Source organism: Oceanisphaera sp., assembly GCF_048268965.1.
Lineage (GTDB): Bacteria > Pseudomonadota > Gammaproteobacteria > Enterobacterales > Aeromonadaceae > Oceanimonas.
Genome location: NZ_JBLWUK010000051.1, coordinates 1 through 10,076, shown reverse-complemented (window position 1 = coordinate 10,076; position 10,076 = coordinate 1). Strand labels below are relative to the sequence as shown.

Sequence of the window (10,076 nt, the reverse complement as noted above, 5' to 3'; positions counted from 1 at the left end):
GCGACTAACATCAGATCACAATTGAAGCCTTTTTTCTATTTATTTCATGGTATTACCGCTTAAGATCCTGTCTATGAGCGTCCCCTTCGAATACCCCGTCACCCCGCAATAATCGTCACCCCCGCGAAGGCGGGGGCCCAGTGACTTTGCAGAAAAGCCGCGGGCTGTCGGTTCGGTGCCATATACCCTGGATTCCCGTCCCCGCCTGCGCGAGGATGACGTTCCTGCACGGGAATGACGAGAGAAAAAGCCGATTTGGTCTTCAATAAGAAACCACATTGTAATAATCGGCCGCCTCCTTGCGACTTTGTGCATAACCTTCATTATGATCATCGACGCCGACCCCGCCGCATCGCCCTAAAAGGATATTTCTATGCGCAAACCCTTGCTGCTTACCCTGCTGTTACTGCTGATCGCCCTGTTTTTTATCTTCGATTTAGGTGACTGGTTCACACTGGAGTCCCTGAAACAACAACAGACGCAAATTGCCGCGCTGCGTGCCGAGTTCCCCTGGTTGATGGCCAGCGGCTTTTTTGTGCTCTATGTGCTGATGGCCGCGCTGTCGCTGCCCGGTGCCGCCATTATGACCCTGGCCGCCGGCGCCTTCTTTGGCGTGTGGCAGGGGTTGCTGCTGGTATCGTTTGCCTCGAGCATAGGGGCCACCCTGGCGTTTCTGGTGTCGCGTTTTTTGCTGCGCGATCAGGTACAGTTGCGTTTTGGTGACCGGCTCAAGGCCATCAACAAGGGCGTCAGTCAGGACGGAGCCTTTTATTTGTTTACCCTGCGGCTGGTGCCGGTGTTTCCGTTTTTCATCATCAATTTGCTGATGGGGCTAACCGCCCTGCCCGCCCGCACCTTCTACTGGGTCAGCCAGCTCGGCATGCTGCCCGGCACCCTGGTATATGTGAACGCCGGTACCCAGCTGGCGGCCATCAACAGCCTGAGCGGTATATTGTCACCGGCGCTGTTGGCCTCGTTTGCTTTGCTCGGCCTCTTTCCGCTGCTGGCCCGTGCCGGGCTGCGCCTGGTGCAACGCCGCCGTGTGTATAGCGGCTATAACAAACCCCGCCATTTCGATCGCAACCTTATCGTGATCGGCGCCGGCGCCGCCGGCCTGGTCAGCTCTTACATAGCGGCGGCGGTCAAGGCCAAGGTCACCCTGATTGAAGCCGACAAGATGGGCGGCGATTGCCTCAACACCGGCTGCGTGCCCAGCAAGGCCTTGATCCGCAGCGCCAAGCTGGCCCAACAGATGCGTCATGCCGAGCAGTTCGGCCTGACCAGCACCCAACCGGCGTTCAGCTTTAAACAGGTGATGAGTCGGGTGCAGGCCATCATCCGCAAAATAGAGCCGCACGACAGCGTCGAGCGCTACACCAGGCTGGGAGTGGAAGTGTTGCAGGGCTACGGCAAGCTGGTGGATCCCTGGACGGTGGAAATTACCTCCGCTACCGGCACCGTGCAGCGGCTAACGGCCCGCAGCATCATCATCGCCGCCGGTGCCAGCGCCGCCGTGCCGCCGATACCCGGGCTGGATGATGTCGACTACCTGACCAGCGACACCCTGTGGGATACCATGGCCGATAGAGATACTCCGCCCAGGCGGCTGCTGGTGATGGGCGGCGGTCCCATCGGCTGCGAGCTGGCGCAAACCTTTGCCCGCTTAGGATCCGAGGTCATCCTGCTGCAGCGTAATGCTCACCTGATGCCAAAAGAAGATCCGGAAGTCGGTGACTGGGTAAAAAGTGCTCTTACCGCCGACGGCGTTCGGGTGCTCACCGGCCATAGCCCGCTGCGGGTAGAACAAGGGCCCCATGGCCCCCGGGTTATTGCGACTCATCAGGATCGGGAAGTCATACTGGAATGCGACGATCTGCTGCTGGCACTTGGCCGCAAGGCCCGCCTGCAGGGCTACGGACTGGAAGCCCTGGGCATACCCACGGATCGCACCGTCACCACCAACGATTATCTGGAAACCCTGTACCCCAATATTTATGCCGCCGGTGACGTGGCCGGCCCCTATCAATTCACCCACACCGCCGCTCACATGGCCTGGTACGCCAGCGTCAACGCCTTGTTTGGCCATTTAAAACGCTTCGCCGTCGATTATTCGGTGGTGCCCTGGTGTACCTTCGTCGACCCTGAAGTGGCTCGCGTGGGGTTGAGCGAGCAGGAAGCCAAAGCACAGGATATCGCCTATGAGGTGACCCGGTTTGCGCTTGACGAGCTGGACAGAGCCATCACAGACGGTGCTGATCAGGGCTTTATCAAGGTGCTGACCGTACCCGGCAAAGACCGGATACTGGGGGTGACCATAGTCGGCGAACACGCCGGCGACCTGCTGGCAGAATACGTGCTGGCCATGAAACACGGGCTGGGTCTGAACAAGATACTGGGCACCATTCATGTGTATCCGACCCTGGCGGAAGCCAATAAATACGTGGCCGGTGAATGGAAACGCGCCCATGCGCCCGAACGGGTGCTGAACTGGTTGGGCCGTTATCATCAATGGCGGCTGGGAAAGGAGTAAGCGGTGAGTGGTGAGTTGTGAGTGGTGAGTTGTGAGTTGTGAGTTGTGAGTGTTGAATGTTTAAATGTGGTCCATTGAAATGGACCCTACAAAAACATACCGCACGCTGTAGTCCGGCGCTTTAGCTGCCGGTCCTGCGTTAGCAGGATGATGTGAATAACATTCTGCTGAGACGGGAGTGCCGGCTAAAGCTGTCTCTACAAAACACCGCTCTTTGTAGCCCGCCCCGTCTCTTTGGTAAAGAGGACTTCGGCAGCCAGCGTAGCTGGAACAACATCAAATCGCGCGAACAAGTATGCGCCTACAAAAAACAGCAAAATCCATCACCCTGATGAACTTCAGGATGACGGCAACTGCACATAAAAACGGGCCGGGATGCGTTTGCATCCCGGCCCTCTTATACAGCCTTCTTGTTCATTATTCGTTAAGGTCTGCAATAACCGGGCGCTTTCATGCCCCGTTTTTTCATCAGCATACAATGACGACTATCCACACCATCACCCTGCGACAAGGTCTGGTTGATGAAACCGGTATTAGCCGACACCGTGCTTGCCTGAGCCGGTAACATTGCTACGGTAAACACCGCCGCCAGCATAAGTGAAATAATGGCTTTCATAATGCTTCCCTCTTACCTAAGTGAGCAGCCTTGTGAACACTGTCGTTGCCTGCAAGGCCTGAGTCTATCTACAGGGCCACTGCCCTTCCGTTACGGCAACAGCGTCTAACGGTTAACTATATAGACGCACCAAGAGAGGGTTTTGTTACACAGAAATTACATTTTTTTTGTTGTCAAGCAGAAAAACCAGCGCACTCAACTTAATGACTCGCTCAAAAAGTCCAGTAACATCCGTACCTTGGGTGACAAATGGCGGTTGTGCGGATAAATAGCCCAAATACCGTCATCGGGTTCTTGATAAGGCTCCAGCAAGGGCACCAGTTGCCCCGCATCCAGTGCCGGCTGCACGTAATAATCCGGCAGCTGCACTATGCCTATGCCTTTTAGTGCCGCATCCAGCAGTGCCCAGCCGCTGTCGCAACGGATATTGCCTTTTACCCGCACATTGCGCGCCTTGCCCTGCTCCTGAAAACGCCAGTAATCCAGATTGCCCTGCAGGCAATTATGTTGCTCCAACTCGGAAAGCGTATAAGGCACACCATAAGTCGATAAGTAGCTGGGCGAGGCACACACGTACTGAGTACGGGAAGACAACCGCTTTGCCATCATGCTGGAGTCTTCCAGCTTGCCCAGCCGCACCGCCAGATCGTAGCCATCGGCCACCAGGTCCAGCATTTGGTTGGTCAGTTTCATTTGCACTTCCAGCTCGGGGTAGCGCAGTACAAAGTCGTTGACCAGAGGCGCTATGGTTTTCTCACCGAACGTTATCGGCGCCGTTAGCTTTAACTTTCCTTTGGGTGCCAGCTGCAGATTGGTAATGGTGCGTTCGGCCTCTTCCAGCCCGTCGAGCACCTGTCGGCAGTGCTGGTAATAAATTTGCCCAGCCTCGGTTACCGACACCTTGCGAGTGGTACGGTAAAACAACTTGGTTGACAGCCGCCCCTCCAGGGCGCTGATCTGACGACTCACCTGAGCGGTAGAAATACCCAGCCTTTTGGCCGCCTGGGTAAAGCTCTCTACCTCGGCTACCGCTACAAACTCACTCACCCCTTCCCAGATAAACATGGCTACTTCCTTACGTTGGAGTCGGGTACATCAATACGTACATTATATTGTTTCCTTATAGTAAAAGTAATTTAAAGTTTTCGACCATTATCAATTTAAAGTAGGTAATTATAATGTCAGGCTGAGATAAGTCGGCGTGCGATAACCACCATAAAGAGCCATTCAACACCCCTACATCTTGGGGTTAACCACAGTCCAGAACAGGCCCACAGCCCGCTCGGCTCGACAGAGCCTGTGGCTGCAGACCCTACGGCTAATAATTACTACATGGTAACTATATTTTGTAAAATGGCGTAATTACCTTCTACTGGTAACTATATATAATTCACTCATCAACACGGCAGCACCCTGCGCCGTGTCATATTTGAGGAATTACCATGACCCATACCACTAACCTGAAGCGTCTGTTCACCACCCTGCTGGTCTCTGCCACCATCGGCATGGCGGCCTTGCCTGCTCAAGCGCAAACCCACATGCAAGGCCAACCAATGGTCTCATCAACCCTGGCTTCCAAGGGTGATGGCGTCGACCACCGCCATTGCAAACTCCTTCGCCGCGCTGGCTCCTCACAGCCACTGCCCGGCTACTGCTTCTAATGAACGGGTCCACCGCTGTCACCCGATCTTTTAACTACACTTAAAGATTGTAGCCCTGTTGGTCACGAGAGTGGGTCACCACTGTTGGCCCACTCGGCGTCTTACTGCATCTACTATCACTAAATACTCGCCAACCGGCTCATCCAATCTGTTGAGCTCGCTTGGTTTGTGCTTGAACACCGTCCCTGGAGACACTATGACTCAGATTATCAAATCCAAAGCCGCCATCGCCTGGGGGCCAAACCAGCCATTGTCTATTGAAGAAGTGGATGTGATGCCGCCCCAGGCCGGCGAGGTGCGGGTGCGCATTGTCGCCAGCGGCGTTTGCCATACCGATGCCTTTACCCTGTCCGGTGATGATCCGGAAGGCATCTTCCCGGTGATCCTCGGCCACGAAGGCGGCGGCATTGTGGAATCGATCGGCGAAGGCGTCACCAGCGTGCAGGTGGGTGACCACGTGATACCGCTCTACACCCCAGAGTGTGGCGAGTGCAAGTTCTGCACATCCGGCAAGACCAACCTGTGCCAGAAAATTCGCGAAACCCAGGGCCAGGGCCTGATGCCGGACGGCACCAGCCGTTTCTTTAAAGACGGTCAGCCCATTTTCCATTACATGGGCTGTTCGACCTTCTCCGAATACACGGTATTGCCGGAGATTGCCCTGGCCAAGGTCAATAAAGCAGCGCCGCTCGAAGAAGTGTGCCTGCTCGGTTGTGGCGTCACCACCGGCATGGGCGCGGTCATGAACACCGCCAAGGTAGAAGAAGGCGCCACCGTGGCCATCTTCGGCATGGGCGGCATCGGTCTGTCGGCCATTATCGGCGCCACCATGGCCAAGGCCAGCCGCATCATCGCCATCGACATCAACGAGAGCAAATTCGAGCTGGCCCGCAAGCTGGGTGCCACCGACTGCATCAACCCGAACGATTACGACAAGCCAATCCAGGACGTGATTGTCGAACTGACCGGCGGCGGCGTGGATTACTCCTTCGAGTGTATCGGCAACGTCAACGTGATGCGCTCCGCCCTGGAATGCTGTCACAAAGGCTGGGGCGAGTCGGTGATCATCGGCGTGGCCGGCGCCGGCCAGGAAATTTCTACTCGTCCGTTCCAGCTGGTGACCGGTCGGGTCTGGAAAGGCTCTGCCTTCGGTGGCGTCAAGGGCCGCTCCGAGCTGCCGGGCTATGTTGACCGCTACATGAAAGGCGAATTCAAGCTCGATGACTTCATCACCCATACCATGGGACTGGAGGATCTGAACAAGGCCTTCGAATTGCTGCATCAGGGCAAGAGTATTCGTACCGTGATCCATTTCGACAAATAACATCCACGATGATGTGGGCTATATAACGTACAGCCGCCGTATTAAATAAAAATACAGCTGCTGTTTCGAGTAAATGAATCATTCATTAATTCTGGAGGCAATACCATGAGCGTATTTACCCATGTGACTGTCGGCACCAACGACTTGCACAAGGCTCGCACCTTCTATGACACCGTTTTAGGCACTCTGGGCCTTAAGCGCATCGCCGATCTGGATGAAAACGGTTCAATCTGGGGCCTAGACGCGCCCGCTTTCTTCGTGTTGAAGCCGGCAAACGGCCAACCAGCCAGTGTGGGTAACGGCGTGACCGTCAGCTTCGAGGCACCCAACCGTGCCGCCATCGACGCTTTCCACGCCGCCGCCCTGGCGGCTGGTTGCCCAGACGAAGGCGCACCGGGTACCCGCGACTGGGCACCCAATGCCTACGCCGCTTATACCCGCGACCTGGACGGCAACAAGCTCGCCGTCTACTGCTTCAAGCCGGCGTAACCCTTTGGTGCGAGACCAAGGTCTCGCACCATGCCGTTTCGCGCCCCATCACTGGCCGCTTGCGGAGAGTTCATCACATAAACGGGCCGAGCTGCTTTCGCATCTCGGCCCGCCTTCCATTACCTGTTTTTCCCCTTTAAGGTCCACAATAACCGGGGAGTTTCTGACCACGTTTTTCCATCAACATACATTGACGACTATCCACCCCATCCCCCATCGACAAGGTCTGGGTAATGATGCCCGTGTTGGCTGACACAGTGGCTGCCTGAGCCGGTAACATAGCGACGGCAAACACAGCTGCCAGCATCAGTGAAATAATGGCTTTCATAATGCGTCCCTCCTACCTAAATGAGCGGCCCTGTGATCACGGTTGTTGCCTGCAAGGCCTGAGTCAATCAGCAGGGCGTTGCCCTTGATCGCCTTGGCAATCCTGTCTGATGGTTACTCATTAAGTCGCGGCTGGTGGCGAGATTGTTACAACAAAAGATCATTATTTTGTGATCAAACTGCAAACCGCACCCACTGCCAGCCCATATTTTACGCCTCGATTACCAGCCCAGTCATCTTCCTGGTGCTGATACCTAATACACCGGACAATACATTACATTGTTTCTTTATAGTAAAAGTAATTTTAAACTTTCGGTTATTATCAAATATTAATGCGACCGTTATAATGGCAAATGCTATAAGTCGGCGTGTGATCGAAACGCCGCCGCCACCACCCAATCCATTACCACGCGGTTAGCCGCAGCATCACACAGACTGTTACCCTCTCGATTCGAGCGGAGCAACGCGGAAGACTCCCTGACGGAGTATAATTACGATACGGTAACTATATTTTGTAAAATGGCGTGATTATCTTATAGCTGTAACTATATATAATTCTCTCATCAACACGGCAATCCCTGCGCCGTGTCTTAATTTGAGGAATTATCATGACCCATACCACTCCCCTGAAGCGCCTGTTCACCACTCTGCTGGTCTCTGCCACCATTGGCATGGCAGCCTTGCCCGCTCAGGCTCAGACTCAAAGCCAGCCAGTAAGCGCATCAACCCTGTCTGCCAAGGGTGATGGCGTTGACCACCGCCAATGCAAAATGCTGCGCCGCGCCGGCTCTCCACTGCCCGGATACTGCTTCTATTCAAAGTAAAAGCGAGCTCAAGCTCGGTGGCGTCATTCCAATACCATGGGCTGAATAATTGTAGCAAGCATCTTCTTGCCTGTTCCCCTTGTTAAAAATCACACGCCATTAATATGGATTAAAGAACGTTGATAAGCCCACATAAAATAAATGTACGGTTTCCACTCAGAGCATTAACTACATAAGGGTTCAGTCGCTCACCTTTTACTCTTGGCTTTTATTGTTACTCACAAACAAAAGTCATTTATTATAACAGTGCTTTTTATTACTCATAAACAATATAAAGTGTGCTCATGAAAAGACAGCAAGCATACTGCTCGATTCATACAGCAACATAATTAATATAATGTTTTATTGAATATATTTTTTCAGCAGCACCTACATTCACAGTAACAAAATACATAAGGTAATTAAAATGACGCAGTCAACCAATGAAATCAATACCAGCAAACTGGCTCACACTCCTGGCATTCAGCTGTTCAAGGCCGGCACCTTCAAGATGAATGACTTGGCGGGCTTGCTGGAAGTCAATAACTTGAAAAGCCAGATGTCAGAACTCACCGTGACTGACAATGCAAATGGCCTGACCGTTGGCTTCTTCGCCATGCAACCCGGCGTTGAATTTGAATTTGTGTATGAATTTGTAGAATACAAGGTCATCACCAAAGGCAAAATTGTAATGCGTGACCAGCAGGGCAACAAATATGTCGCCGAAGTCGGTGACGTGGTCCTGTTCACCCCGAATGTTCCCGTTATCTTCGACGGCGAAAGTGATGGTGAAGCTGTTTATACTGCACACCGCACCGCAGACACCATGTTTGCACCCAAGTAAACCATTTATCTGAACGGCAACACCGTCCCCTTTTTCTCTACAAAGAGATCGGTGTAACGCCTGCCGATGCATTATAAACGCGACCAGAAAGCCAAGCAGGCTTTCTGGTCGCCGCTTTACGTCCGCCGGCATTCGCTCCGCTATACCCACCTCATTACATCATCGATTGGCTTCAATACCTCCGCTACCACTACACCTGCTACAAGCCCCGTGGCGCTTGGCGCCATGATATCTGCCTCACCACTATTACTATATGGTAAAGGTTATTTGATACATATGACCATTATCACCATAAAGAATGCGAATATAATATCGCCATCGCCACTACGGCACCCGTTTCTGGGAGGGACACTTGATGAGCATTGAAAACCTGAGTTGTAACAAAAGCTTCGATGGCTGGCACAAACAGTACAGCCATTATTCTGAAACACTGAACTGCACCATGCGGTTTGCCATTTACCTGCCGCCGCAGGCGTTAAGCGGCAGCAAGGTGCCGGCCCTGTACTGGCTGTCCGGCCTGACCTGCACCGATGAAAATTTCATGCAGAAAGCCGGTGCACTGCGTATGGCCGCCGAACTGGGCATGGCTATTATTGCACCGGACACCAGCCCCCGCGGTGATGATGTAGCCGATGACGAAGGCTACGATCTGGGCAAGGGGGCCGGCTTCTATGTTAATGCCACCCAGGCACCCTGGAACCGACACTATCGTATGTACGATTATGTGCTGAACGAACTGCCGGCGCTGGTCGAGTCCATGTTCCCGCTCAACGATCAGCGTTCCATTTCCGGCCATTCCATGGGAGGTCACGGAGCCCTGGTGCTGGCCATGCGCAACCCGGAGCGTTACCGCTCGGTGTCGGCCTTTAGTCCTATCAGTAACCCGGTCAACTGCCCGTGGGGCCAGAAGGCATTCAATGCTTACCTGGGCAAAGATACCGCTACCTGGGCCGACTACGATGCCAGCCTGTTGATGCGCCAGGCCAGCCAGTTTGTGCCGGCGCTGGTGGATCAGGGCGAAGCCGACGATTTTCTTGTCGAACAGCTCAAGCCAGAGGCGCTGGAGTCTGCCGCCAACCACAGTGGTTATCCGCTGGAGCTGAACCGTCGAGAAGGCTATGATCACAGCTATTACTTCATCGCCAGCTTCATCGAACAGCACCTGCGCTTTCATGCCGAGCACCTGATTCGCTAACTCCTTCGCGAACCCAGCAGCCCCCGTGATAGCTTCGTCACCCCCGAGATAATCTCGTCACCCCCGCAAAGGAACGTCATCCTCGCGTAGGTACGTCATCCTCGCATAGGTACGTCATCCTCGCGAAGGCGGGGACGGGGACGGGGGTCCAGTGCCTTTGCAGGCACCCGCAGACTGACAGTTCTGCGCCACAAGTCCTGGATTCCCGCCTTCGCGCTGAGGGCTCCCCAGTTTTTTGCAGATCATGCCGAAACACCTGGTGAGAATAAGTAAAGGCGGCTCAACCT

10 protein-coding genes are annotated in these 10,076 nt (G+C 54.0%); 7 read left to right on the top strand and 3 right to left on the bottom strand.

Annotation, left to right across the window (positions count from 1 at the left end; translation table 11 throughout):
* Window positions 1-373 precede the first annotated feature (373 nt).
* Window positions 374-2,530: an FAD-dependent oxidoreductase gene (locus ACN0VL_RS14735; protein WP_417618679.1), complete on the top strand. Its 2,157-nt coding sequence runs from the start codon at window positions 374-376 to the stop codon at window positions 2,528-2,530.
* 424 nt (window positions 2,531-2,954) lie between these two features.
* On the opposite strand, the gene ACN0VL_RS14730 is transcribed toward ACN0VL_RS14735, so the two are convergent.
* Together ACN0VL_RS14730 and ACN0VL_RS14725 are read right to left on the bottom strand one after the other, a co-directional pair.
* Complete coding sequence (locus ACN0VL_RS14730) at window positions 2,955-3,146, bottom strand: hypothetical protein (protein WP_417618677.1); 192 nt, start codon at window positions 3,144-3,146, stop codon at window positions 2,955-2,957.
* A gap of 195 nt (window positions 3,147-3,341) precedes the next feature.
* On the bottom strand, window positions 3,342-4,211 hold the full coding sequence (locus tag ACN0VL_RS14725; RefSeq protein WP_417618675.1) for a LysR substrate-binding domain-containing protein: 870 nt from the start codon (window positions 4,209-4,211) through the stop codon (window positions 3,342-3,344).
* A 377-nt stretch (window positions 4,212-4,588) separates the two neighbouring features.
* Between ACN0VL_RS14725 and ACN0VL_RS14720 the strand changes: the two genes are divergently transcribed.
* The 3 genes from ACN0VL_RS14720 (at window position 4,589) to ACN0VL_RS14710 (ending at window position 6,620) form a co-directional block, all read left to right on the top strand.
* Window positions 4,589-4,807, top strand: a complete 219-nt coding sequence (locus ACN0VL_RS14720; RefSeq protein WP_417618672.1) for a hypothetical protein — start codon at window positions 4,589-4,591, stop codon at window positions 4,805-4,807.
* Window positions 4,808-5,003: 196 nt separating this feature from the next.
* Complete coding sequence (locus ACN0VL_RS14715; protein ID WP_417618670.1) at window positions 5,004-6,131, top strand: S-(hydroxymethyl)glutathione dehydrogenase/class III alcohol dehydrogenase; 1,128 nt, start codon at window positions 5,004-5,006, stop codon at window positions 6,129-6,131.
* A 105-nt stretch (window positions 6,132-6,236) separates the two neighbouring features.
* Complete coding sequence (locus ACN0VL_RS14710) at window positions 6,237-6,620, top strand: VOC family protein (protein ID WP_417618668.1); 384 nt, start codon at window positions 6,237-6,239, stop codon at window positions 6,618-6,620.
* 136 nt (window positions 6,621-6,756) lie between these two features.
* Here ACN0VL_RS14710 and ACN0VL_RS14705 read toward each other — a convergent pair whose 3' ends face one another.
* Window positions 6,757-6,948, bottom strand: coding sequence for a hypothetical protein (locus ACN0VL_RS14705; RefSeq protein WP_417618666.1), 192 nt, complete (start codon window positions 6,946-6,948; stop codon window positions 6,757-6,759).
* A gap of 607 nt (window positions 6,949-7,555) precedes the next feature.
* Between ACN0VL_RS14705 and ACN0VL_RS14700 the strand changes: the two genes are divergently transcribed.
* The 3 genes from ACN0VL_RS14700 to fghA all read left to right on the top strand — a co-directional run bounded on the left by ACN0VL_RS14700 (window position 7,556) and on the right by fghA (window position 9,789).
* Entirely contained in the window at window positions 7,556-7,771 is a 216-nt protein-coding gene (locus tag ACN0VL_RS14700) for a hypothetical protein (RefSeq protein WP_417618664.1), read from the top strand.
* 349 nt (window positions 7,772-8,120) lie between these two features.
* A complete protein-coding gene (locus ACN0VL_RS14695) occupies window positions 8,121-8,594 on the top strand; it encodes a hypothetical protein (RefSeq protein ID WP_417618681.1) in 474 nt (157 codons plus the stop codon).
* Window positions 8,595-8,949: 355 nt separating this feature from the next.
* Entirely contained in the window at window positions 8,950-9,789 is an 840-nt protein-coding gene (gene fghA / locus ACN0VL_RS14690) for an S-formylglutathione hydrolase (protein ID WP_417618662.1), read from the top strand.
* Window positions 9,790-10,076: the final 287 nt, after the last annotated feature.

Coding starts and splice junctions, on each gene's coding strand:
- ACN0VL_RS14735 (WP_417618679.1), top strand. CDS start 374: ATGCGCAAACCCTTGCTGCTTACCCTGCTGTTACTGCTGATCGCCCTG.
- ACN0VL_RS14730 (WP_417618677.1), bottom strand. CDS start 3,146: ATGAAAGCCATTATTTCACTTATGCTGGCGGCGGTGTTTACCGTAGCA.
- fghA (WP_417618662.1), top strand. CDS start 8,950: ATGAGCATTGAAAACCTGAGTTGTAACAAAAGCTTCGATGGCTGGCAC.
- ACN0VL_RS14705 (WP_417618666.1), bottom strand. CDS start 6,948: ATGAAAGCCATTATTTCACTGATGCTGGCAGCTGTGTTTGCCGTCGCT.
- ACN0VL_RS14715 (WP_417618670.1), top strand. CDS start 5,004: ATGACTCAGATTATCAAATCCAAAGCCGCCATCGCCTGGGGGCCAAAC.
- ACN0VL_RS14725 (WP_417618675.1), bottom strand. CDS start 4,211: ATGTTTATCTGGGAAGGGGTGAGTGAGTTTGTAGCGGTAGCCGAGGTA.
- ACN0VL_RS14710 (WP_417618668.1), top strand. CDS start 6,237: ATGAGCGTATTTACCCATGTGACTGTCGGCACCAACGACTTGCACAAG.
- ACN0VL_RS14700 (WP_417618664.1), top strand. CDS start 7,556: ATGACCCATACCACTCCCCTGAAGCGCCTGTTCACCACTCTGCTGGTC.
- ACN0VL_RS14720 (WP_417618672.1), top strand. CDS start 4,589: ATGACCCATACCACTAACCTGAAGCGTCTGTTCACCACCCTGCTGGTC.